Raw genomic sequence first — 25,309 nt, 5'->3', positions numbered from 1 at the left:
TCAAAAGAGAGACCGGCAACTTGTGCGGGTCTCTCTTTTGCTTTTTTGCTAGTTATTATTTAACTGGAATAGTCAGCCCCAGATCCTTCAGATACGTTTTATCACCAACACTGTTCTTTCCTTGTCCAACCACACTTCAATCCTTCTGGTTTACAGTCAAGGTAAATGGCTTGATCGTAATGGTTTTAGGTGTTTCATTAAACGGACTGAACAGTTGATCAATGTGATTTTACTGGAATTTTGAACTCAAAGGTTCCCTTTACCCCTGTGACATTCGCCTGTATCGTTAACTCGAATTGGTCAGGCAAGTTCAGGCCCTTTGTCAATTTAACGATATAAGCATTATCCTTCTCTGGATAATCCCCAAACATACCTTCGCTGAAATCCACTTTTTGTCCATTCGCAAGAATGGTTGGCGTCTTAATATATCCTTTCTTCTGATCCTTTTCAGGAACCTGCCTGGATTTGATATATTCAGGAGATGAGATTATCTCCGCATCTTCACTAATATATGGAGATGCAGTATTCGGCAAATCTACCCCTTCACGATCCAAAATGAAGGATAAACGGTCTCCGTCATACAGTAAATCAGCTACCGTCAGCGTGATTCCATCATGAGTTGCACTCAAGTTAGGCTCAGATACGACTCCTTGTTTAATGGCAGCTTGCACAGATTTTTCGAGCGCTTTATTATCTATATTTACTGGAATTTTGAACTCAAAGGTTCCCTTTACCCCTGTGACATTCGCCTGTATCGTTAGCTCGAATTGGTCAGGCAAGTTCAGGCCCTTTGTCAATTTAACGCTATAAGCATTATCCTTCTCTGGATAATCCCCAAACATACCTTCGCTGAAATCCACTTTTTGTCCATTCGCAAGAATGGTTGGCGTCTTAATATATCCTTTCTTCTGATCCTTTTCAGGAACCTGCCTGGATTTGATATATTCAGGAGATGAGATTATCTCCGCATCTTCACTAATATATGGAGATGCAGTATTCGGCAAATCTACCCCTTCACGATCCAGAATGAAGGATAAACTGTCTCCGTCATACAGTAAATCAGCAACCGTCAGCGTGATTCCATCATGAGTTACACTCAAGTTAGGCTCAGATACAATTCCTTGTTGAATGGCAGCTTGCACAGTTTTTTCACTAGTTCCCTCATAGAGCGTGCCAAACATTGGAACTTTCTTCAAGCTATCCGCCATTGCTGGCGATATAAATCCTGTGCCAATCACTGCTGCGCCGAGAACTGCTGTGGCAGATGCCACCATGATGGTTCTTTTAATTAAATTAGGCTTTCTTTTGGATGTTGTTCTTGTCATTTGGACTCTCCCCAATCTTAATCATAATTTGATAACTCATACTGTCTTGAGCTGGCGGCTCTGCTTTTTCTTCATATGGATCAAATGATGGTAGGCAATTTTATACAGCCAGGCAGAGAAGGATACTTGTCTGCTATACTGAACAATATTTTCATAGGTGCGGATAAAGATTTCCTGTACAGCATCTTGTGTCTCAGCATGATTTTTCAGAATATAGTAGCAGTAAGTATACATTTGTCGTTCAAACTGGATAATGATCACTCTGTATGCCTGTTTGTCTCCTGCTTTGATCTGTTCTATAACCGCTTCAATTGCATATCTTTTTCCTTCCACTTCCCCGGGGATGGGTGACTGCAAGAGCGCACCTCCTCTCTTCTTTACCTATATAACAATCCCGAACACCGATTTTGTGACACCATCTTATTATTAGGGGGAATACTTGTTAGATTATCTTAACTTCGGCGGTAAGTATGGCAGCATTAAGATATTCCACGGCAAAATGAGTGAAATATGGCTTTCTTCCCGAACAAAAAAAGGAATCCGCGCTGGCATCAGCGTGAATTCCCCTCATCGATCGATTGTTACTTCATTGTAATCTTCATTTCCAAGTTCTTGTAATACGTCTTGGCCCACTTTCTGCCACTACTGTCTTTCATAATTTCACCTTTAGTGTCTATGGTATATGTAAACGGCTTAATCGTGATTGTTTTCGGCACTGCTTTGAACGAGGAAGCATAGCTCAGGTCTTCTTTACTGTTTGATCCAGACTTTGACTTTACGTCGATATCGCTAACGGTTACCTCTTTTATATTTCCTTTTTCATCTACAATGTCATAAAACATCTTGCTCGAGAGCCCCTTCGATTTGGCTACTGCCGGAACTTTGCCTTGGCTGTTCACCTTGAGTTTCATCATTAACGGCGTCATCTCGAAATAGTCCACGGTATAGCTAAAATCCCCACTTTTTTTAGTGGTACCCGGCTTCAATGTTACGAGACTATCAAGCTTTTTCACTGGGACGTTAAAGATAAACGGTTCCGTAACGTTTTTAGCGTGCAACTTCAAAGTCATATTGAAATTATCCGGGAGCTTCTGTTTGCCATTTATGGAGTAGGAGATCAAAGCTGTGTTGTTTCCCTCACTAGTAATTATACTGGTAGAAAACATCATTTCTTTCCCGTCAACAGACAATACTGGGAAATTCAACGGATCCATCGTCCCCCCCTCTTGTCGAACAGTAATGTCTAGACGATTTCCGTCATACATAACTTTGGGTAAGCTAAACGTCACGCCGCTATGTTTAATCCCCTTCATCGCTGCGGCGGTGTAACTGGCAGCAGCCGCCTGTTTGGAAGTGTCGGCACTAACGTAAGTAGGAAATTCACTGCCTATGACAGTCATTCCCAATGCTACTATCAATGCAGTTAAAGCGATTTTATTTCTAATGTAATTTGATTTAGTAGAGATCAATGGTCTCGCTCCTATTCTATTATTGTCTGCTATACCTTCTTTGAAAAAGGCCGGTTTTCAAAAAGGTATTCATACTTAGGGTGAATCGGCTCGTCCGAATGGTTATTCAGACGAGCCGATCGCTACGTTTACAACATGCACAAGATGATAAAGCTGATGTATCATCACTTTTCTTGATTATTGTTTAACTGGAATGGTCAATTCCAGATCTTTCAGATATGTTCTATCACCTTGACTGTTCTTCCCTTCGCCGACAACACTCCAATCCTTGGTGTTCACAGTAAGGGTAAACGGCTTGATCGTAATGGTTTTAGGTGTTTCATTAAACGGACTGAACAGTTGATCAATGTGATATTCTGTTTTTGGTTTGCTGTTGAAATACTCAAATCTACTTGGGTTCAGGACATTTCCTTGGTCATCCACAATCTCATAATATACCATGCTGGCGCTGTAATCGCCTCTTTGCTCTGGAGAGTTTGGAACCTGACCCTTACTATCCAGAACGAGACGTGTAGATACTGGTGAAAGGTCCAGCTGCTTGACGGTATAACTGAATTGTCCGTCAGATTTGGAGGCCTCCGGCTTCAGAACGAGCGCTTTATTATTTATATTTACTGGAATTTTGAACTCAAAGGTTCTGTTTACCCCTGTGACATTCGCCTGTATGGTTAGCTCGAATTGGTCAGGCAATTTCAGATCCTTGGTCAATTCAACGATATAAGCATTTCCCTTCTTTGGATAATCCCCAAAACTACCTTCGCTGAAATCCACTTTTTGTCCATTCGCAAGAATGGTTGGCATCTTAATATATCCTTTCTTCTGATCTTTTTCAGGAATCTTTCTGGATTTGATATACTCGTTATCAGGATTTCCAATAATCTTGGAATCTTCATCAATATATGGAGAAGACGTATTCGGCAAATCTACCCCTTCACGATCCAAAATGAAGGACAAGCGGGTTCCATCATATAGCAAATTGGCTACCGTCAACGTGATTCCATCATAAGTTACACTCTGATTAGGTTCAGATACGATTCCTTGCTCTATGGCAGCTTGCACAGATTTTTCACTGGTTCCTTCAAAGAGTGTTCCAAACATTGGAATCTTCTTCAAAGCATCCGCCATTACCGGCGATACAAATCCTGTGCCAATCACACCTGCACCGAGTACTGCTGCGGCAGATGCCACCAACACGGTTCTTTTAATTAAATTAGGCTTTCGTCTAGAAGATGTTCTTGACAATGGACTCTCCCCAATCTTATTCATAATTTGATAACTCATACTGTTCTTCGATAATGACGATTCACGAATCATTTGTTCAATGGCATCCATATCAGCGAATTCCGTTTGTTTCGACAAATTTCCCATGTATCACCTCTCCTTTCTGGCTTGTGCAATCCATCAGTTTTCGACGCAATCGTTCATATCTCTTCCGTAATGTGGCGGACTTGATGCCCATGATCTCGCTTATCTCATCAAAGGTGTACTGTTCTACCGCCTTAAGGAGTAAAATATGACGCTCTTCCGCGGTAAGATTAGTCAAGAGTTCACTAACTACTGACTCGTGTTGAGAGATTTGCAGCACAGGCTGCTGCTCTTTGTAATGTTCGACCAACTTGAGCCAACGACTCTGCTTTTTCTTCATATTGATTAAATGATGATAGGCCAACTTATATAGCCAGGCAGAGAAGGATACTTGTCTGCTGTACTGATGAATATTTTCGTAGGCACGGATAAAGATTTCCTGTACAGCATCTTCTGTCTCCGCATGATTTTTCAGAATATAGTAGCAGTAAGTATACATTTGCCGTTCAAATTGGATAATAATCTCTCTGAATGCCTGTTTGTCTCCTGCTTTGACCTGTTCTACAGCTTCTTCAATTGCATTTCTTTTTTCATCTATTGTCCCGGGGATGGTTGACTGCAAAAGCTCACCTCCTCTCTTCTTTACCTATATAACAATCTCAAACTGTGATTTTGTGACACTATTTAATTCATGTGGTGAAATAGAATAGATCTGCTCAGCTGTAACGAAAAAAAACCCGCCATTAGCGGGTTCCTCCAAATCATTTCCCAAGATCATTAATTCGTACTTATCAAAAATCTGTTCAATTTAGCTTCGGCTGCAAGTATGGTAGCGTTAAGACTATTTCCCCGGCTATCCTGTCCTCTCCTGAAATAGAGGCTTCGCAGAAAGTTCTTGCTGTTCACCCGGGCGATCACCTGAATACGGCTTCTAGGCCACTCGCTACATTGTGCCAAGGCGTTTATCCAGTCATCGATCTCCTGGTGAGGAAGCAGGTCTTTGTCGATCATAATATCCACAATGCTCGAGATCCGCTCATCTTCCTCGTCACTAAAAATATGGTTGCCATTATGCAACATCCCTTGGATAGCGGCAAGAACATCAAGAAGTAAATCTGAATCGCACTCGGGGCACTGTACCAGTTCCACCAAAGCGTCTGCACCGTGGGCCGCGCTGTGAGCCCATCCTCCTTCGGGCAGATAGCCTCGCAGATCCTTCTCCTCCTTATAATAGCGGAGCAGTGAATGCTTTAGGTTTTGAAAATCATTAAAGTTTAGAAAAGGCTTCTGCCTGTGACACCCTACAATTAAAGCTATGGGAAGGACTGAGAATGTTCTTGTAAATACAGTCTGATCACCCTCGCTGCCGATATGATAGAACAAATGCTGACTGTCGGTCAGGACAGTCAGGAGATTGCGCAATTCCTCTTCCGTTAATCTGTTCTCCTCATTAATCCATTCATAAAATGTCGGATAGATAAGATTGTCCCGCAATTCTGGATCAGGATCACCGATATATTGCAGCATCAGAGTTACATAATCCTGAAGCTGCTCGCCTTCACGAAGCTGGTAGTTTTCATTCTCGATTCTTTGCAGGTCCAGCATAAATTCTGCCCTTGACTTGTTCATTCTTCCATTCCTTTCAGAATAATAGTTGATTAATAAATTCATTTTCTTTGATCGTTAATATTTCCCAATTCATTTTATTATACCACATTCTGGATTTGATGCTTCCATAACTATATTGAATAAATGTTGCTAGGCAAATAAGCGCCCCTTCTCTCTAGTCATCTAAAGGTCTGAACCGTTCTTGCGATCAAGCGTTGAAGATCCTGCATCCGGTTTGGGGTGTCTATGGTGGAATTGTTCAGCATATCACACAGGGCAACGAGATCTTCAAGCTTGGAGAGAAGTTTCCAATTGTCTTCAAGAATCGCTCCTTGTTCCTGATAAGCTCGAATAAAAAACTCTTCAAAGATTGAACCATCTTCTTCATATCGCAGCATGTTGCCAATATCAACGTGAGGTCTCCAGGAAAATGCCTCCTCCCAATCAAGAACAGACGATACCGAACACCCGGTTGGACCATACTTCATCAGTATATTTAATCCGTTGAAATCCGAATGAACGAGGACAGGCGGTTTGCTGCTTTCCGACAATAAAGGGCCATATGTTTTGCAAAAAGACCATAACTCTTGTGTGAGTTCCTTACCCAGCCATTTACCGCATTGGTCATGAAAAAGAATTTGTTCCATGAATGAGAGAAATCGATCACCGTCCATCCTTAAGGGATGGTTGATTTTCAAATTCTTGCCGAAAAAACCTGATTCAGTAAAGTGGTAGCTATGTATATTTGCAAGAACGCTGCCGACAGAAACTGCAGCTGAAGTAATATCCTGGAGAGTTCCGCTTCTGAACACATCGCGCAATAGGAAGCCCTCCTTCCACTCCAACACTGCCCAAGATTTATCGAACCTGCTGCAACTTGTTTCGACATATATGAAGTCGGCGACAGGCACGGTTTGTTGCACAAGCCGAGTTATAGCAAGCTCTTTGTCTGCAATCTCCTCACCGCCCCTGAAAAAACGAACCACATAAGGCTCGACGCACCCTTCCAGATGAATTTTGTAGTTCGAATTACTGAGTCCGGTGCTGATTCGTTCAGCTGTGATTACCCTTTTACCCGGAAAGGCAGGTCTGATGATTTCATTTATTTCTGAAAGGTCAAGAGTTATGGGCAGATTTTTTCGTTCCCAGCCTTCTTTCATGCTTGCGCCTCCTGTTTGCAAATCTTATTAGATATTTCGTCATCTTCCTTCTCGTTCTCTAAATAGTAACATTCCGTTCACTCCTATGACATATCTCATTAAATATTGTTTTAATCTCCTAAAATGTAGAAATCCGAACCATAACAGAGGCAGTATTCGAAAAGCAACTATGTATTCGTTTTCTTGCTCCATTGAGCGATTTTACATTTGGAAGCGATCTAAGATAGTTTATTAAATAAGATGTCATTTGGGTTTATATGGAACGAAAGGTTGTAACTGGGTGTATTTATCCCCCGATAATGATTTTTTGTCCCTTGACATCGATTTCTATAGAAAATGTGCTTCATCAAGCCATTTCAGATAGAAATGTAGATGAAATGGACAGAAGCGCAGCCATACTGGTTTTACAAGAAAGAGAGATAGATAGAGAAAAAGGAGTGAGGAAATTGCAGTACTTTTTTTATGGATTAGCAGGTGTATTTCTTGTGTTTCAAGCCCTGTACACGATCATTCCGTTATTGTGCAGCAAGGTCAAAAAACTGAATCCGGATCTTGCCGAAAAATCAATATCGGTTCTCGTTCCTGCTTATAACGAGGAGCTTACGATCCGAAATTGCATTGATGCCATGGCAGGCTTGCATTACAGCAATTATGAGATCATGATCATCAACGATGGTTCCAAGGATGGTACCTTGTCTGCGCTTCACGAGCTGCTGGAATTAGAGCCAGATTACCGGAAGCCAGACCACAAGCTCTCCTATAAAACGATAAGAGGATTTTATCGTTCGAACCGCTATCACAACATTTATGTTATCGATAAACTGAATGGCGGGAAAGCCGACTCGCTGAATGCGGGTATCGATTGTGCTGCCTCGGATATCGTCATTACGCTTGATGCGGACAGCATGCTGGAGACCAACTCACTCAAGTATGTAAATCAATATTTTCATAATAGCGACATCATTGCGCTTGGCGGTACAGTCAAGATTGTGCAGGGTGCCGAGAGGAAAAAAAACGGTGCTATTGTGGAGAACTTTCGCGGAAAAGGGCTAATCAAGAGCCAAATCATCAATTATACACACGGCTTCTATGTCCGAAAATTAACGCAATCGTTCTTTAATTCCATTGTTGTCATTTCAGGCGCTTTTGGGGCCTTTTACAAAGATGTTCTGGTTCAAGTAAACGGCTTCCGTAGCACGGTAGGCGAGGATATCGATATTACCCTTAAAATTCATGAATACATAAAAGCAAATCGCTTAAAGAAAAAGCTAGTATACGCACCCGAAGCGGTATGTTATACCGAATGTCCCGAGAATCTCCCGAACTTCTATAAGCAGCGCATTCGCTGGCAAAAAGCGTTTGTCGATTGTGTCCTGATCTATTGGTCCAGGCTCTCTCAGAAATTCAGTGTCAGTGTGAGTCTGTTTTTTGCCATCGACGGATTTATGTTAGGGACGCTCTCGGCATTTACCACTTTATTTTATCTGGGCCAAGCGCTGATTTCCGGCGGAAATATTATACAAGCGATCATCTTTCTGCTCATTAGCGTGCTGCTCAATGCGGCGCAAATCATCATTTCCCTATACTTATGCCGTAAATACGGCAGCACTTATACTTTAGCAGAGTATCTGAGAATGTTCCTGTTTAGCCAAGTTGAGTTGTTGACCTACCGGAATCTACTGGTCTACATCAATATTGCAGGAACGTTTAAATATTTTGACAATGATGAAGGCTGGGGCTTCGTGGAGCGGAAAGGTGTTGCCACCATCAGCCAGAACATCGCGGCAGGATCGAATTAAGTAATGATGAAGGAGGCTACCATGAACAACAGCATGGTTCAAAATAAAAGAATTATATATATAGATATTCTAAGAATCCTATCTATCGTTGCCGTCATTATTTTGCATTACACGGCGGAGGTTTTGACCAGCACGAATGATTTCAATACCTCCTCGTGGTGGATCAGCAATGGATTTAATTCCATTTCGCGCTTTGCCGTGCCGGTATTCTTCATGATTAGCGGGGCAATGATCCTTAGAACGAAGATCACGTCCTATCGGGAATTCTATACCAAGAGAGTGCTCCCGCTGGTCATTCCCCTCTTGACCTGGTCACTTATTTATGGCTTATACAATCAATACTATATTATGAGAAGCCAGATGAATGCCTATGAGTTCGTTATAGACTTCGGTTACCGGCTGCTTACCGACAGAAATTATATCCATCTATGGTTCCTGTATGCCATTATCGCGATTTATATAACGGTGCCGCTGATCAGCAAATTCATAAAATCGTGCAGCGAGAGGGATCTCCGATATTACCTGCTCTTATGGTTCATCATCAGCATAGCGTACCGTTTCATCTCGGATACTGTATTCCGTGCAACGGATCAATACATCAACATTCCTATTATGAACATCCCTTTTTTCATGGGATTTCTGGGCTACTTTATTCTGGGATACTATCTCTTCCATTACGACCTATCGCTGAAAGCGAAAAATGTATTATACAACTTAGGCATCATATCGTTCTTTCTGACTCCTATAGCCACATACTTTGTCTCACTCCGTAGCGGCGTACTGGATGAGATGTTCTACGGTAACTATTCCATCACCACGTTTTTCATGGCAGTCGGTTTATTTATTTTCTTCAAAGAAAACGAAACCCGGATGAGCGATAAAGTGAATCACAAAATCCAAAAATTAATCAGCTCGATCTCCAGAGCCAGCTTCAGCATCTATCTCATTCACTTACTAGTTGAGATGATGCTCTCAGGCAGAACGGAATTAGAGGCAACATTTCTGGAGGCGACCCTCAGTCTTATCGTGAATATTGGCATCATCTTCGCCATCAGTTACATCACCGTCAAGGTGCTCAACTTAAGTAAAACTGCAACCTACATCTTATTTGGTGGGAGGGGTTAACAGAATGAGAATAAATAAATTTACGAAGATGTTTATCGTTGTGTTGCTCGCAGGCATGAGTCTTTACTTCTACCAAGTATCAGCAGCAGACGACCGTAAAATTACGGCGGTGTACGTGGAAGCTTGGCAAGACTACAAGAACATTAAGCTGTCTGAGAAGGGTGTTGACATTGCCTTTATCGCGTTTGCCAAAATCAAGGGAACGGATATATATTTTCATGAGGACAGTACGACCAATGCCCAGATTAAAGAAAACATTAAAAAGCTAAAAGAGCATAATCCGACCACCCGAATGGTATTAGCGGTAGGCGGCTATGGCGCGGATGGCTTCTCGGATGCTTCATTGGACGGAAACCGCTATCTGTTCACCGAGAGCATCATCAATATGATTAAGGAGCTGGAGTTGGATGGGGTTGATATTGACTGGGAGTATCCAGCATTCCATGCCTGGAATACGCAGAAAGCGCGCCCTGAGGATACGAAGAACTTTACAAATCTGATGAAGGAATTAAGAGAGAAACTGTACAGGTTACCTCACAAGAACAAAAAGTATTTGTTAACCTTCGCATCGGGCACGCAGGACTGGTATTTTCAAAATGTCGAAGTGAAAATAGTCGAGAAATACGTTGACTACATCAATGTCATGGCTTATGACCTGACTGGCAAATGGTCGGACACGACTGGCTTTAATGCCAATCTGTATCCGGATAGTAAGGGTAAATCCAAGCACAGCATCGATCAGATCATCACGATGTACCTGGATCATGATATTGACAGCAAGAAGCTGCTACTCGGCGTCCCGGCATATTCCTACGGTTGGAAGAATGTGAAGAGCGATAAAGACGGCCTATTTGAACCAGGAAAGCCCATCGACATCAACAAGGTGGATTTAAGTTATAAAAGGCTTGAGAAAGACTATTTCAACAAAAAAGACTACAAGCGTTATTATGACGACAAAGCCAAGGCAGCCTACCTCTATAATGGCAATACCTTTATCAGCTACGAGGATAAAGAAGCCTTGAAGGAGAAGGTAAATTACATCAAGAGTAAGGACCTCGCAGGTGCGATGGTCTGGCAGTATGCTCAGGATGCAGAGGATGGAATTGTGAAGTTTCTGACGGAGCATTTGAATGAGTGAGGAAATAGGACTTTAATACATGAACTGACCAAACAAGAGTTGTCTTGCTTGGTCAGTTTTTGTGTATAAGGCGGTTAAATTTTTTTGTATTGCTTCATGATCAAGTACCACAAAAGGTTCGGTAAGAACAGTCGGATGGCTCAGGCAGTGTGGAGTAATCAGCCTGCTCGGTAGAATGCGCATAGGGTCTCGAAAGAGCATCTAGTAGCCGCTCCATCACGCTGTAGTCTTCCTGTAGCACCGCTGCTTCGAGTGCCTCTTCTACCCGGTGGTTACGCGGGATTATAGCAGGATTACTGCTGCGCATCAACTGATGCGAGGAGTCTTTTGATTCCTGCTGCCTGCCTAATCTCGCTTGCCAAAGCTCATGCCACTGAGCAAATTCCGCGGTGCCAGAAAGGCCCGTATCCTCTAACTTATCAAACGTTAATGCGCGGAAGGTATTGGTATAGTCCGCACGATTCTTCTGCATCATACCGAGAAGACCTTTAACAAGGGATTCATCCTGTGGCTCTTCGTTAAAGATTCCCAGCTTTGCCCTCATCCCCGCGAGCCAATGATGATGATACAAATCGGAAAATTCGGAAATTGCATCCTCGGCTAGTTTGATAGCCTGCGCCTTGTCTTCATGCAGCAAAGGCAATAAGGTTTCAGCAAATCTCGCAAGATTCCACGCAGCAATATTCGGCTGATTACCATAGGCATAGCGACCTTGTTGGTCAATCGAACTGAATACCGTTGCTGGATCGTAAGCATCCATGAAGGCACAAGGACCATAGTCAATGGTTTCTCCGCTAAGCGCCATGTTGTCCGTGTTCATCACCCCATGAATAAAACCAACAAGCTGCCATTTAGCAATCAGCTCAGCCTGACGCTTGATCACTTCTTGCAGAAGGAAAAGATAGCGGTGCTCATCAGGATCAACTTCTGGAAAATGCCTGTGCAATGTGTAATCAGCAAGAGTCTGGACATCCTGGGCTGTACCCCAATTCGAAACGTATTGAAACGTGCCGACGCGCAGATGACTCGCCGCCACGCGGGTTAGAATTGCACCAGGCAGATCGGTTTCACGAATGACGGACTCACCGGTTGTAACCACAGCTAAGCTGCGGGTGGTAGCAATACCAAGCGCATGCATGGCTTCACTGATGATATATTCGCGCAGCATTGGTCCAAGTGCCGCTCGACCATCGCCTCGGCGAGAGTATGGTGTTCTACCTGAGCCCTTAAGCTGAATATCAACCCGCTCACCCAGGGGAGTAATCTGTTCACCAAGCAGCAGAGCCCGACCGTCCCCTAGCATGGTAAAATACCCGAATTGATGCCCAGCATAAGCTTGGGCAAGCGGTAAGGCTCCATCGGGAATTTGGTTACCGGCAAACACCGCTGTGCCATCATTGCTTTTCAGCGCTTGGGTGTTCAACCCTAGGGATTTTGCCAACGAATCATTAAGAAGTATCAACTTTGGTGAGCGCACAGGGGTAGGGCTTTGCTTAGTAAAAAATGAATTCGGCAGACGAGCATAACTGTTGTCAAAGTTCCATCCGGCATCTATTATTTCTTTCTTCTCTGTCATCGTATCTCCTCATTTCGCTTATTATCTTGATCTTTCATAGCTTCGCTTCGAACACGCTCCATAAATTCGAATACAACCTTCTGATTATTTTTGAAACCCATTAGCTTCAACATCACCTTGCCCAACCAATTGACTCCTTTGTTCTGACCGCTATATATGAATCGGGTATGATTGTCATCCACTTTAAGAAGAGTAAATGATGTTTCAATCTCAAAGATTCTGGCTAAAGTAAACCCGCTTTTGTTATGTTTTCTGTGCGGTGTATTTTCATATTCAAGATCTTCTACAATATAGGTTTCAATTCGCTTTCCTTCCTTATACTTTTGTCTATACTTGGTTCCAACAACGCCCTCTTTACGTTCGATAACTTCATTCTCCACTACCTGTGGCATAATTCGTTGGATGTTCTCCAGTGCAAACAAGTTCCAGATGGTCTCTATATTAGCCTCAATTATTGTTTCTTCGTTCCATTGGAGCATCAAAATTCTCCTTACTTATCTTTTGTCACATTTGTAAGTAATGTACCGTAAAAGCAGATCATAATCCTACTTTCTGTAATAGCATACCACTACCTCTCGATATTTATTGATTTTTTAATCTAACCTCAGCTATAGTCAATCACGTACCAGTGTCCTCCTTGATTCTTTCTGACTATTGGAATATAACAATAGAATTACAAACAAAGTCGCTACCGGATCATTCGGAGCGACTTTGTCATATTTATATTCAGATGTTATTCCCGCTAAGCTCCGAAATTTAATCGGTTATATGAACTAGATCGCATAACACTTTGTTAGAGCTGTATCAAAATCTGCGGATCTTTGATCTTGTTGTCTTCAGCCAGAAGCACAACCTTAGACAAGACCTCAACCGTTCTCGGATCTTCATCGAGAAACGGAAGGAACAATCGACCACGGTGCTGTGAATGCACCGGAATGATATTCAACCCACCTGTTCCTTGTTTGTAGGCAATTCCACTGCCCAGATGTACAGCATATTCTCCAAGCTTTCCATCAATACGAGCATAATTACCTTCAAGTTTCACATTGTCCAGCTTGAGTAGGCGCAGTGATTCGCACACGATAGCGCTCCGCAATTCAATCGTAGTCAGGCTCGCTTCTGGATCGACTCCACCCACATGTGCCGTACTTACGACAAGATCAATGTCACGCATTGTTTCTGAGAACAATATTGGCGAGATCTGATCCATCGGTATCGGTTTATAAGATTTACGATCCAAGAATTCCACTGTCTCCAGTGTCGGCGCCTCACTGTCAGCAGGTGAGAACCAATCTGCCATAGCATACACGGTGGCAATTACATTTTTTTGATAACTCACCTTCTGCAGACCTTCCTCATAACTGACCGTCCAACCGCGACTGCGCAAAAGCGCTACCGTCTTACTCGGTTGCACCTGATGTCCGGCATAACGCCGCGATTTCATTCTTCCTTCTCGTTCATCCGCATTGGCAAGATACAACTCACGGAACACCTGCTTAAACGGCTGGCGGATTCCACGTTCAAACAGATCTCGCTGGTATTCACTCCAATGGCCGCTTTCATACAGATGCAGCGGATGGGCGATCGTAATCTCATCCTTATCTGCAATCACGTACACTGCACCGGTCGGCCCTTCTAGATGATACATGTCGTCTGCTGCTTTCATGAAATAACCGAGATGACTCCCTGCTTTAAACACAAGCGTGCGCAGCAGCGGCTGGATGACCGGATTGTTCTGCAGAGCTGCTAACTCACTGACGGTAAAGCAGCTTTCCACTTCCATCGAACGCTCCAGCTCCCTCTTGGCCCGGCGATACTGTTCGGTAAGATCGGATTTTACTTCCTTCAATTCGGCAATATATTCGTCTTTTTTAAACCTTGCAGGCACAGATTTCAGCGCCTTACCTTTACTTGTCACTTCAAGCTCTGTATTTCCTTCCTCATCAATCCTTAGGCGTACATTCGTGTCCTCATCCAGTGAACGGGGCTCAAACAGACTTTCCAGCTTTTCCAGCCTACGAGCTTCCATATCCCAGGTCAAACGAGTCACGTCAGCATATCCTGCGCTTCGAGCTAGATTGCCAAGTGCTATTGCTGAAACGACACCCTCACTGGCCCGGCGCTGTGCTCCATATCCCCGACTTTGCTTGAGAAACAACTGAATGAAGTCAAAGCGCTCCCGCAAATCATTCTCTTGAATTGGCCCAAGTGGAATAAGGCTATAGGCTAGCAGATGGTCTTTATTACGCTTATCCGTTACGGACAACTTCATGTCTTCAAGCCGCAGTTGACCGAGCACCGCATCGGCGAACAATTGAGAGCGCCGGTGGTTGGCACCGGCCGAAATATATTTGGCACAGTCGTATAGCAGCTTAAAACGCTCCTCACCGAGCGAATGATATGCTTCTTCAAACCATTTCACATCAAATGCGCCATTATTGAAATCCTCCGGTGTAATCGGCGAGTAATGAGCAACAATCGTTTCTTTTTCCGCCGAAAAGGTCTCGTTGATATGGGCATGGAAATACCAAGCGGCACTGCGCAGCCCTTCCCAGCCCAAATATTTGGCAATAATTTCTATCCATTGCGGTGCATACATGGCGGCTTCAAGCAGACGTTTTTCCGAAATCCCCGTACCTTTTAGCAGCTGTTCAAGTTTCTGTTCGTCGTCACCCTCCTGCGGATAACAAACTTTCAAAAGATGACTCAGCGATTCTTTTTTCGTGATCTGGTCGCCATAGCCGTAAATATAACCGCGCACGAACGTTTCGCCGCCTAAACTGGTTAGAATGCGGATAAATGATTCCAGCCCGTGAATACGTTCAAATGACATCGTATATGGAGTAGCTGTTGTCGTCAGATCTCCGCGCACGAGTTCGATATCAAGCAAGCGCGAAACAATCCGCTCACGCAAAGCCAGCAGTTTCTCACTTCTATTAACTAAAGAATCTTGTGGAGAAGTTAGCACTCTCATGTGACTGCGAATATCTCTGCCCAGTAATTCTTTACAAAGTTCATTTTCCCCGATTATAGCAAGTGTGTACGCTCTAAAATACTGATTCCAATCCATGACTGAATATTCTGAATTCTCCATTTCTGTACTCAACAAATCATATTGGTAGGCAGTATGGAAGAAATTACGGAGTGATTCCTTGTTATATACACGGCTACGTAAAATAGAAAACCAAGGCTTTGCAAGGACGAATAAGGTCGGCTTATCCTGGTCAGACAATTCTTTGATATCACTAACGATTACCTTGGCGAGGGCTTCTCTTACGACTTCAAAAGTGTCACTTCGTTCGCTGTCTCTAAAGAAGGCCTTAACCAGTGTCTCAACCTGTTCTGAATAGCGGAGACCGTCATACAATTTCTGTATCTTTACTATGCGCTCAAGGGGAATCATGCGCTCCAAATAGCTTTTTCGTTCGTTTTCAAGCAATTTGGTCCGTCTCATGACGTCATAATCCACAAAATCAGAGAAACTATGATAGAACTCATACAACGTACCGCTTAAATCTCCTATCAAAATACAGTAGTAGAGCTGCATCAATTCACGTGATTCCACGCCACTGTTCATGAGGTAATTCTGCCATTGTTCAGTCAACGGATAGTTGTTCAGAACGTTCGCTATTTCAAAGTTGTCGTGTTCAATTGGATTTTCATGCTTCTCATACGAAACAGTACATAATTTGACCCCAACAAGCTGTGTTTCTTTCTGTCCAAAATAATTCTCGCACTCATACTCGGTATCACGCCATTCATGAATAAGTTCATCCAGACCGCTTAGAAATGCCGAAGCTCGTTCTTCAGTTAGTGAGAAGATTTGCTCAAAGCTAACATTAGACGTGTCAGACCGCTCAAGCAACCACTCTTCAGTCTCCTGTGGGTTATACAGGCCAAAACCATTCTCGGCGGTATAGTCTCCCTGCTGTTTCAATTTATCCAGCAGTTGCTTCTCCTTTGGTGACGGGCTGGGGATTTTATTTGCTAAGGGACGAAGGGCCTCGTATTGAGTCTCTCGGTTCTGATCATGCTTCAACTCGGTTAACAGCTCAAGGCCTGCAAGGCGCTGCAACTCACCTTTTGCCTTCAGGAGACGCTCAAGACTTAGCGCGAGCTCTTCCTCCGGCTGATGCAGAAGAATGTCGATTGCGCTCTGACGCAAAGAGCCTGTTTTCAGTTTAAGCATGTCTTCAACCTGTTTCCGTTCGCTGTCATTCAGGCTCAGTTTTTTCACCTGACGAAGCGCACGCTCACGGTTCGGCAAACTTTTGTCAGACAGAGCTGCAAAGATGAAAGAACGCTGCACAGTTGACTTGGAATCATCAGTGTAGTAGCTAATCAGGTCTCCCCGTAGGTCTGAACTCATTTGACCTGAGAAACCAATCAGATCGGTGATCCAGGAATCATCCATGTCATATGCGGTCAAATACATCATTTTGCGCAAAACAAGGTCTGCCTGGTAATGGAATTGTATAAAATCAAGCACTCCGGATTGGCCTGACTTTTCTCTCACCGGCACTCCTGTGAGAATGGCTTTGAATTTCTCGAATTCCTTTCTTCTTACATCTTTATCTTCCAGAGCCGGTGTACGGTTGATTTTCAAGAGACGCTCTTGTATCCCGCCGACCTGCCAATCATATTCATAATCGAATGTGTAGTTACTCAGAATCAAATACAGCAGCTCCGGATCACTTTCATCCAGACAGCGCTTCGCGATTTCAAATCTCACTGTATCATTCTGACTGTTGGACAACACGTATTGGGCAACGACCTTCTGATAACGCTCCCCGTTCTCCATCAAGAACTGAATCCGTTCTGGTAGATCATCCTCCTCATAAACGGCGCTAGCCCACAAGCTCAGGTAGACCTGGTTCGCATTCTCGGAAGTCAGCCATGCTGAGCGCTGTTGTTCATCTGTAAGAGCCGTGTAAGCTTGTTCCACAAGCTGACCGGCTACACGTTGATTTACCGCTTCAAGTCCCATTCCCGTCCAAGTGCCGAGGGCTCGGACAATTGAGCTATACCTAATCAGATCATGATCCAAAATAATTCTCAGTATATGTAAATTAGCTTGAAGAGTACCGGCATCCATCTCCTCAGTAATTGACTGACGCAGCCCCTCCTGCAGTCTGGCTGCAACCAGCAGTTCACCAATCATCTCGTACAGTTCGGAGCGGTGACTCATCAGAATTCCCTTGATCATCTCACGCTTCAGCAGCGCGGTCTGATTCTCACCGTATACGATTTCTTTAAGGGCCGCTTCAGCCCAACTATCACCGCAATCCAACTCATATGCAACCAGGTCAGGAATAGCATGGCTGAACCAATAGAGCCCCTCAACATGGTAATCCGGCTTGGTCAAATAATCCTGCAGTGAAAAGTTATTAGCTTGTGCAGTTAACAGCCTATTTAATTTAAATAGCAGAGAACCGAGATGCGTTGCGTGTCTTCGCGTCCGAAACGGTCTGCGGTAATAACCTTGTGCATAGGGATATTCCGCGATATGCTCTGTCATATATCGGACGATGGCTCCGGTCATTTCGCCCGCAAATGCCGATACAGCTTCCACAAGAGGAGTGTAATAAGATTCCGGTTGCTCTACAGACAACATCTTCAGATCCTCGTACAGCGTCTGATATTCATGACTATCACGATCGATGTATGATTCGCGGCTCAGATCGTAAACCTTGCGAATCAGTGTATTCCCGCCTGCCTCCAATTCTTTTACTTTCGTTTCAACACTTTCCCAAAAAGCTTGTTCTTCTTGATCCGTGTATGACATGTCCTTATCCCCCTGTTCTTTACCACATGCCTCCGGCTAGCATCGTAAATCGCATAAATACGATCTTATCACCATCCGTGAGCACAAGCGGCGTATCCAGTTGCTCAATTTCCTCTTCATTTACGAATACCCGGTATAGTCCATCCGTGAAAGCCAACAGAGCCGACTCAACCGCCTGATGTTCATCAGGTTGTCGGTCATCATGAATCGTTCCAAACCCAACCTTCCCGCTACTGGCGCTTGCCGCGATATCCACTTCTGTCAAGTAAGGAATCAGGCTTTGTTCAGCCTGCTTGTCCTTAAAGGCGATTACGCTATCGTGCACAATTCCAGTAATCATTTCACGAAGGGTATATGGCACTTTGTTCAGCCGAAGCTCCTGTGTCATGAGTTCTTTGCGCTTCCCTGGCTTTTTCACCATCACATTCAGCTTCATCATAATCCCCCTTCCTATTTAAAGAAATCCGTTTAATATTGTGCTAGATTCCATTCGCTATCTACCACAGTTCCCATTTCTCCGTGCACAGCTCTATAAAAGAACTTGCAGCTTGCTTACAGTCTTCATATCCCAAGTTGCCAGAATGAGCGATGAGAATAGGATATTCGTTGTTCCTCGCTGCCTCTCTCATATCAAATAAATAGTGATTCCCGCTGCCATCCATCGCAAACGATACGGCAAAAGGCATATACTCCGGCATTTCATAAGCGAAGTTCATTTCCCGGAAAATTTCCGTATCAAAAAATTGAAAACAACGCTCTCCATTTTGGAATTCTCCGCCATTGGAGTATTTCAGAAAATCGATATAGCTTGCAGGAAATTCTCTTTGCGGCAGCTTCCAGCCTGCAGGATCGAATGGTTTGTATTGATCATAATATGGAGACGATTTCGGAAAGGGGTTAACCTGCCGCTCCTTTATTTCGTTGATCTCCTGCTCCGAAAGATTTTTGTTCCATGCATTCAGAAAAATGCTGATTTGCTCATCTGTCACACCTGGATATTTGGCAAATTCATGTTCAAAACGAATAGTCCACATGATGACTAACCTCCACAATGGTTATCTTTATCCTAACAATTCCAACAATTGCTCAAGTTGTTCTTTTAAAGGTGATGACTCTTTTTTTGCCGCCTGCGCCAGCTTTTTGTTGCTTCCGAAAATGCGGTATATTACAACTTCACGTTCATAATCTTCTTTTGTCTCAAGCTCCCGTAAAAGTGCATGACCAAGTTCAGGAGTATCAATTACTATGTTTTTTACAGGTTTCGCCGACTGGTTACCCCCAAGCAAAATAGAGACGAATACAGGCATATGCTCTGCTGTAAGGCCGTGAGCTTCGATAAAAGCTTTAGCATAACCGTCTTGCGCAGACTGATGCTCCTCATCAACCAATTCCATATAACGCTGAACTAACGAAAAATAGGCGTCACTGTACAAGCCGAGACCGAATACCGCATAGGTTCCAGGCATGACAGATTTCTCACTAGGCTCCACATCCTGGTACCATTCGAACTCCTCCATAGCAAGCCCCGCATATGCTGCAAGTTGAGGGAATAACGCTGGATAACGCACTGCATTAGCAAAAAACCGATGATGACCTGACTTCGCCAGCTCTTTTAACGGTAAGTAGTGCTTTTCTTTACTCTTCAGCTTAAGCTTGTACCCTTTCGGAAAACCTTGCCGCAGAAGATTACTGATAAATTCCAGTGCCTCACCGTAGGCGGCTTCTTCTTCGGATACAATACGAATTTCAATGGTTTGTATAACATCATTGGCTTTTCCTTGAATTAGATTGCTATTATACACACTTTCAAAGAGACCGCTTCCTTGTTTCAAGTAGTCCGCTGCTTGCTTCGATCCGAGCTCAACGGCGAGTTTCAAGTACTTCTCTCGGGTGTCTGGTTCCTTTGGTCCGATCTGCAAGGCCGCATAAATGAAAAAGTCCAGCTCTTGAACATTTAGTTCATTACGCTCGGTCTCATTTTTCAGAACCCAATCCAAATCGAAATTTCCGGACCGGTCAAAATATTGATTTAAAAACCGCTCCTCAGCCCAGTTCTTGAAAGCCGAAGTATACTGGTATGTCCACTTATCAGTTCGTTCTCTATTTGTGCGTAGCTTGTCACTAAGACGCCGGATCAACGGTTCGATTATTTCCTGTCGCTGTTCCATTAGATCGGGATTCATTAGATGACGAGCGAAGAAAGACCCGTCGTTTTCTTTTGGCAATACTGGAGGGTCCGACAAAATTTTAGTATCAATAAAGAGATCCAGCGTCTGTTTGAGACCCCGTAGTTTTTCTTCGTTTAATAAACATTGGGAGTGGTACAGTTTAGATCGCTCCCGCTCAAACTCAAACACGATTTCAAACCGGTAATCAAAAAAGTTGGGGCCATAATCGTCCGATTGGAATAGTTTATCCATCCGGTCACACAGAGCTGGGAAAAAATCATGAATTAAAATTTCATCCGTCAATTCTACTATGTAAGTACCCGCTTCGAATTTATAAGAGCTATCGCTCCAAGAGAATGGTTCATAAATGTCGATATGGATTTTGCCCTGGGCCCAGTTGAATTTCCCTTTTCTCCACGCCACTTTCAGGTAGTCATATACTCCCGCCTGAAGCCGACTTCGGTCTTTTAACTCACTAATTCTCTGACTCTCTTTATCGTAAATAGCTGTAATATGACTCCATATATCGTTCAAAAATGCTTCTGCATCCTGGTTCAATGAGTTGTCCTCCTATCAAAAAATCAGTCAATAGATTTCTTTTATGTATTTCATGTGTTTATAAACCATTCTATCTTTGCAAGAACGACATCTTCCATTTCAGACCTGCTGTGATCCAGTTTATTATGGATACGTGTAATGTCATTTTCCCTAGGTCGACCTGTAAACTTGCGATTTGAAGACTCCGCCCAAGTTACAAGCTGCTCCCGTATTTTAACTTTAAACCTATCTTTTCTCGTATATGTCAGTAGATCTAGCAAAATCTCAAGCTGTTTCCATCTATCAAAAGCAGGCAACAGGCGCAGAGCATTCCGCATCACATGATCCGGCTGCTCCCGGGACATTATTGAGGCTAGTTCATCCGGGTTGACCAAGTATGGATATCGTCGGAGTGCACGAGAAGCTTCACGTGAGATACCAGGCTGCTCGCTTTGGAGCGAGTCAGTAAATAGAGATGCATACGGTACAGGGTTTAACTTAGCAAGACCACGCAGAACAGCCTTCCGCACGGAGACACTCGGATGGTCTGAATATTCAAACAGCACTTCGTTCTCAAAATCCTGACCTGTTTCTCCCAAACCTGCGATTGCCGCTGCAAGATGCTGCTCCTGCCCATTCCAGATGACGTCCAGATAATACTCGGAATAATCCATCGGTTGAAGATGGTTCAAATACCGTCGTGCCGTCTCCCTAACCGTCATATTGTAATCCAGAAGCCTGTCTATTAAAATTTCCTTGGCAGCATCGGGGAAATAGACTGCAAGTAAAGCCAGGCTTTCCCTTCGGATGGAAGGTACTGGATCACTTTTCATTCGCAGCAGTATCTTATACAGACTTTCATTTTCAAGCCACATTTCAACCTTTTGCGATGCCCAGCGGCGTATTTCTGTATCACGATCCATGAATGCCTGTTCGATAACAGCTGCAGCATCAGCGCCCTCGGCTTCAACAGATGCCCGATATGCAAACCTGCGAATTTTATTGTCCTGCGAAGTAAGTGCTTCGGTCAGTGCCTCCGTACATTCACTCCCCCGCAGAAGCTGATGAATCGACTTCACAAACGACTCAAAAGAATCTCGGCCGCATGTTAGAAGACGATCAACAAGTGATATGTTTTGAATCCAGTGCCGTGCATTATTGGAAGTACGCCTTTGTTCCAGAGATTTCCTAGCGATATTACGGATCTCCGGTACCCAATCGTTCATTCGCAGGAGCAGAAACGGAAAAGCCCTACCGTTATCCTCCTCTGCTAATCTTTTAACAGCCGCCTCACGGACGTATCCGCTCCAATGCATGCTGCTCATAGACAGTCGAGTAAAGCTGGCTTGGTCCATGGCTTCCACCAAACGATTTGTTACTCTTTTCCACTCCGTCAGAGATGGATGCCAAGCTCGAATATGCTCATTCAGCCAAGCCAGTTCAAGGGCAGGGCAGGAATCAAGTAGCTTAGAAACCGCCATTTCGGCAGAACCCACTATCTTGCCATCTTCGCTATCCATCAAAGGTAGTATATGTGGAATGGCATAGTATTCACCGGACTGTCCTATTTGATCAAGCACGTTAATTCTATTTGGCGTATCCAGATCTTCAATTAAGGAGCTAAGGTAAGGTGACAGTATCCTCATGAGATCTACTCCTTTCACCTAGAGGACTAATTGTACGCGGACTTTCTGATAGCGTCGTACCGTCGAATGTGACAATAAGTTGTTAACCGATGACCTTTACGACGTTACCTTCGGTATCTGTAATTAAACTAAAAAAATCAGGAGATTAGAATCCCTATTGCCCATTGATAGACGAATCAGAAGGAAGGGGTCCAAGAGCCTGATTACTTAATAAAGTATAAAGCTTTATGGCAACAATTATCAATTATGAGCATGATTTATACGTCTGAAAACCTCTTTCGACCTAACTTTATAGTATGTTTTTCCTATTCAATTCTTTTTCCATTGTCGTTACACTGATTCTGAAGGAGGTTGTTACATATGGGAGCATGGGAAACAGGTGTATTTGATAATGATGGTGCGGGTGATTTTTTAATCATCGTGGAACGTGACTACTCTGCTATCGTTAACCAGATAGAATATGTGGAAACTACATGGTCTGAAGAAGAATATATGGAAGTCGATGAAGGAAGCTGCATTCTCGCAGCGGGAGAATTGATTCTCGAAGCATATGGTGTTCATCCAGTTCATCGGCTTTCAGAAAAAATCGATCTGACTGCCGTGAAATCACAGATCACATTGGAGTTGCTTCAAAAGGTCATCGGATTAATCCAGATTGCCTTAAACATGGACAATAGCGACCGGTCAGAAGTGTACGAACTTTGGGTGGAAGCTGATCCTGAGGATTTTGCAAAGTGGAAGCATACGGGGCAAGCCATACTACATCAGCTAGAGCAATTGAGTGTTGGTGCTTAATTTTTTCATAAAATAACAAACAGTTGCCATTTTATATTGGTTTCATTATTCGGGATTACATGATACTCAGCCTCTCCTGTTTATTTAAATTAACAACGGGCTACTCTATTGGGCTCGATCGGTTTACTTAACCAATGCTCATCGGTTTGCACATGATTTTTACGGACAAATTTGGCCGCACAATGCTTGAACTCTTTATATGCAAATGCAGATGTCAGTCTCACCACATAGCCTTCTTGCTCTCCGCCACAGCAGGATTGCTTCGTATAGCACTTTTTGGCGGCTTCTTCGTTCCAAATCCCCCGGTACAACTCAGGGACTATAGCAACTCCAAGGCGGGACGCCCACTCTACGGTCTCATCCCAAGATAGGCTAACGTTATGTTCATTCCAAACGGAAAACAGCATGAAATAGCTGGGCAAAGATGTATACAACAATGAATGTTTGGCATAAACATTTTCCCCACACAACCGATATCCTTCCGGTATCAGATGCTTAATTCCACCATGCAGCGTCTTGACATAATGCCGGGAGGGATGGTCCTTGCTATCAAGGGATCTTGCGTGAATGAAATCAGAGTACATCGTCGTATTCTCCCCGTCCATTTTTTCCGTTATGACCACCTCTTGTCCTGCAAAATGATCGGTATTCCGGAGAATCTTGTCATCATCCGTATAACCCCTTGACCAAGGAAGATGCATCGTTTTCGGATATTTCATTTTCATGGTATCACCTCTTTATTTTGCGAATGTATCTGCTTCAGCGAAGAAGTACATTTGGGCTAGTAAATCCTCTCCGAGCAAATGATAAATTTTAGACGCTCCTGCGTCCCCTCCGTGTAAAATCTCCATGTGGAAACTTACTATATTCACAACCTTCAAGATAAAATCTTGGTCATAACCAAGCTCTTTAAGAACATGACAAGCTATTGCAGCGGATACATGCTCGTGTCCAAAATACGAATAATATCCCCGATTCTGCTTCCATACCTTGCAAAACGGTTTACCCACATCGTGAAACAAGGCTGCTAACTGCATCGCAAGCAAATCTTCACCTTCGTAACAGACGTTGATGTATTCCATGACCGCAAAGGTATGCTCTGACAACGTTTTGGAATGATGGGGATTCTCCTGATCATATCCCAGCATGACTCGGAAGTATGGGGATTTGGACAAATAATCAAACAGCTCATCATGATCCGAATTGCCAGCAAGATGTTTTTCCAGCTCTGTCCTTTCAATCATAACTTCGTCTGAAGTATGGACGATATGCACGGCATGAAAGCCTTCTCCAATGACAGGAAACTCAAAGTTCTTGGCATACTTGGTTAATATCTTGTCGTCGATCCGCCTTTTTCTCGCTTGTATTCGTTCTCTTACGATCTCGTAAGGAGTAATACATACATGGCATTCGACAGGAACATTCTTGAATCTCTTCAAAAATTTAAACCTCCGGTCGCGGCTGACATTTGTAGCGTCAAACACGACATTCCGGCCCGTTTGCAAAGCATGATCGATTTCCGCAAAAGCTTCGTCAAATACCGCATACGCATTTTTTTGCTTAGATTCGCTTCCGAATAACCTGTTTCGAATCGAATCGGTTGCAACGTGCGCAGCCCTTTGTCGTTTGCACAATTCTTTTGCATAATGACTTTTTCCGCTGCCCGGAATGCCGACCAGCATGTGTACAGTGCTCATATTGATCACCTCCTTTCACTCTTTCTACTATACATAAAAATGTCCAAAAATTCAGCGACTTCTTGCGCTTTTATTGATCCCTTACCCATTCAGCCAGGCTTTCATATAACGCAAAAAAGCCATAGCTGGCTCCCCCTTCGACAAATCCAAGTCTCCGGGTGGAACTATAGCTATGG

Annotated in this window: 20 protein-coding genes and 1 pseudogene; 5 read left to right on the top strand and 16 right to left on the bottom strand. The window is 43.6% G+C overall.

All coding sequences use genetic code 11. The annotated features are described in order from the left end of the window. Nucleotides 1–218: 218 nt before the first annotated feature. Both AC2TF5_RS11985 and AC2TF5_RS11980 read right to left on the bottom strand, forming a co-directional pair. Nucleotides 219–1,325, bottom strand: a complete 1,107-nt coding sequence (locus AC2TF5_RS11985) for a DUF4179 domain-containing protein (protein WP_491302361.1) — start codon at nt 1,323–1,325, stop codon at nt 219–221. A 39-nt stretch (nt 1,326–1,364) separates the two neighbouring features. Then, nucleotides 1,365–1,682: pseudogene (locus tag AC2TF5_RS11980) on the bottom strand (RNA polymerase sigma factor); the annotation flags it as partial. An 82-nt stretch (nt 1,683–1,764) separates the two neighbouring features. Between AC2TF5_RS11980 and AC2TF5_RS11975 the strand changes: the two are divergent. Further along, complete coding sequence (locus AC2TF5_RS11975; protein ID WP_491302360.1) at nt 1,765–1,920, top strand: hypothetical protein; 156 nt, start codon at nt 1,765–1,767, stop codon at nt 1,918–1,920. On the opposite strand, the gene AC2TF5_RS11970 is transcribed toward AC2TF5_RS11975, so the two are convergent. The 5 genes from AC2TF5_RS11970 to AC2TF5_RS11950 form a co-directional block, all read right to left on the bottom strand. Beyond that, nucleotides 1,907–2,794 (bottom strand): DUF5643 domain-containing protein, encoded by an 888-nt coding sequence (locus AC2TF5_RS11970; protein WP_491302359.1) that lies wholly within the window; start codon nt 2,792–2,794, stop codon nt 1,907–1,909. The two genes, AC2TF5_RS11975 and AC2TF5_RS11970, sit on opposite strands and share 14 nt — an antisense overlap. 177 nt (nt 2,795–2,971) lie before the next feature. Continuing rightward, nucleotides 2,972–4,162 (bottom strand): DUF4179 domain-containing protein, encoded by a 1,191-nt coding sequence (locus tag AC2TF5_RS11965; RefSeq protein WP_491302358.1) that lies wholly within the window; start codon nt 4,160–4,162, stop codon nt 2,972–2,974. Beyond that, the gene (locus AC2TF5_RS11960) at nt 4,128–4,721 is read right to left on the bottom strand and encodes an RNA polymerase sigma factor (RefSeq protein ID WP_491302357.1); all 594 of its coding nucleotides are present in this window, start codon (nt 4,719–4,721) and stop codon (nt 4,128–4,130) included. Before AC2TF5_RS11960 ends, AC2TF5_RS11965 begins: the two co-directional genes overlap by 35 nt. Before the next feature lie 155 nt (nt 4,722–4,876). Continuing rightward, nucleotides 4,877–5,728, bottom strand: a complete 852-nt coding sequence (locus tag AC2TF5_RS11955) for a DUF2785 domain-containing protein (protein ID WP_491302356.1) — start codon at nt 5,726–5,728, stop codon at nt 4,877–4,879. Nucleotides 5,729–5,886: 158 nt separating this feature from the next. Beyond that, nucleotides 5,887–6,867: a phosphotransferase family protein gene (locus AC2TF5_RS11950; protein WP_491302355.1), complete on the bottom strand. Its 981-nt coding sequence runs from the start codon at nt 6,865–6,867 to the stop codon at nt 5,887–5,889. Nucleotides 6,868–7,313: 446 nt separating this feature from the next. Between AC2TF5_RS11950 and AC2TF5_RS11945 the strand changes: the two genes are divergently transcribed. Genes AC2TF5_RS11945 through AC2TF5_RS11935 form a run of 3 tightly spaced genes read left to right on the top strand, consistent with a single transcriptional unit; the run spans nt 7,314 to nt 10,929 of the window. After that, nucleotides 7,314–8,666, top strand: a complete 1,353-nt coding sequence (locus AC2TF5_RS11945; RefSeq protein ID WP_491302354.1) for a glycosyltransferase family 2 protein — start codon at nt 7,314–7,316, stop codon at nt 8,664–8,666. Nucleotides 8,667–8,699: 33 nt separating this feature from the next. Next, a complete protein-coding gene (locus AC2TF5_RS11940; RefSeq protein ID WP_491302871.1) occupies nt 8,700–9,791 on the top strand; it encodes an acyltransferase in 1,092 nt (363 codons plus the stop codon). A 4-nt stretch (nt 9,792–9,795) separates the two neighbouring features. Beyond that, a complete protein-coding gene (locus AC2TF5_RS11935; protein WP_491302353.1) occupies nt 9,796–10,929 on the top strand; it encodes a glycoside hydrolase family 18 protein in 1,134 nt (377 codons plus the stop codon). A gap of 100 nt (nt 10,930–11,029) precedes the next feature. On the opposite strand, the gene AC2TF5_RS11930 is transcribed toward AC2TF5_RS11935, so the two are convergent. From AC2TF5_RS11930 to AC2TF5_RS11900, 7 genes are all read right to left on the bottom strand, one after another. Continuing rightward, nucleotides 11,030–12,505, bottom strand: coding sequence for a protein adenylyltransferase SelO (locus tag AC2TF5_RS11930; RefSeq protein ID WP_491302352.1), 1,476 nt, complete (start codon nt 12,503–12,505; stop codon nt 11,030–11,032). Beyond that, nucleotides 12,502–12,984 (bottom strand): SRPBCC family protein, encoded by a 483-nt coding sequence (locus tag AC2TF5_RS11925; protein WP_491302351.1) that lies wholly within the window; start codon nt 12,982–12,984, stop codon nt 12,502–12,504. Before AC2TF5_RS11925 ends, AC2TF5_RS11930 begins: the two co-directional genes overlap by 4 nt. A gap of 314 nt (nt 12,985–13,298) precedes the next feature. Continuing rightward, nucleotides 13,299–18,290, bottom strand: a complete 4,992-nt coding sequence (locus tag AC2TF5_RS11920; protein WP_491302350.1) for a DUF4132 domain-containing protein — start codon at nt 18,288–18,290, stop codon at nt 13,299–13,301. A 19-nt stretch (nt 18,291–18,309) separates the two neighbouring features. Then, nucleotides 18,310–18,729: a ubiquitin family protein gene (locus AC2TF5_RS11915; RefSeq protein WP_491302349.1), complete on the bottom strand. Its 420-nt coding sequence runs from the start codon at nt 18,727–18,729 to the stop codon at nt 18,310–18,312. A gap of 58 nt (nt 18,730–18,787) precedes the next feature. Then, a complete protein-coding gene (locus tag AC2TF5_RS11910) occupies nt 18,788–19,324 on the bottom strand; it encodes an SMI1/KNR4 family protein (protein ID WP_491302348.1) in 537 nt (178 codons plus the stop codon). A gap of 27 nt (nt 19,325–19,351) precedes the next feature. Next, nucleotides 19,352–21,016 (bottom strand): DUF6138 family protein, encoded by a 1,665-nt coding sequence (locus AC2TF5_RS11905; protein ID WP_491302347.1) that lies wholly within the window; start codon nt 21,014–21,016, stop codon nt 19,352–19,354. A gap of 50 nt (nt 21,017–21,066) precedes the next feature. After that, nucleotides 21,067–22,641 (bottom strand): HEAT repeat domain-containing protein, encoded by a 1,575-nt coding sequence (locus AC2TF5_RS11900; protein ID WP_491302346.1) that lies wholly within the window; start codon nt 22,639–22,641, stop codon nt 21,067–21,069. Between the two features lie 360 nt (nt 22,642–23,001). Here AC2TF5_RS11900 and AC2TF5_RS11895 point away from each other — a divergent pair, with 360 nt between their 5' ends. Further along, nucleotides 23,002–23,436: a DUF4259 domain-containing protein gene (locus AC2TF5_RS11895; RefSeq protein ID WP_491302345.1), complete on the top strand. Its 435-nt coding sequence runs from the start codon at nt 23,002–23,004 to the stop codon at nt 23,434–23,436. Nucleotides 23,437–23,525: 89 nt separating this feature from the next. Here the strand turns inward: AC2TF5_RS11895 and AC2TF5_RS11890 are convergent, their stop codons facing one another. Continuing rightward, entirely contained in the window at nt 23,526–24,161 is a 636-nt protein-coding gene (locus AC2TF5_RS11890) for an RNA ligase family protein (RefSeq protein ID WP_491302344.1), read from the bottom strand. Between the two features lie 12 nt (nt 24,162–24,173). After that, on the bottom strand, nt 24,174–25,133 hold the full coding sequence (locus tag AC2TF5_RS11885; RefSeq protein WP_491302343.1) for an AAA family ATPase: 960 nt from the start codon (nt 25,131–25,133) through the stop codon (nt 24,174–24,176). Nucleotides 25,134–25,309 lie beyond the last annotated feature (176 nt).

The organism is Paenibacillus sp. JNUCC 34 (genome assembly GCF_058269055.1).
Note: the sequence above shows the minus strand (reverse complement) of the source record. Positions and strands in the feature narration are given on the sequence as shown.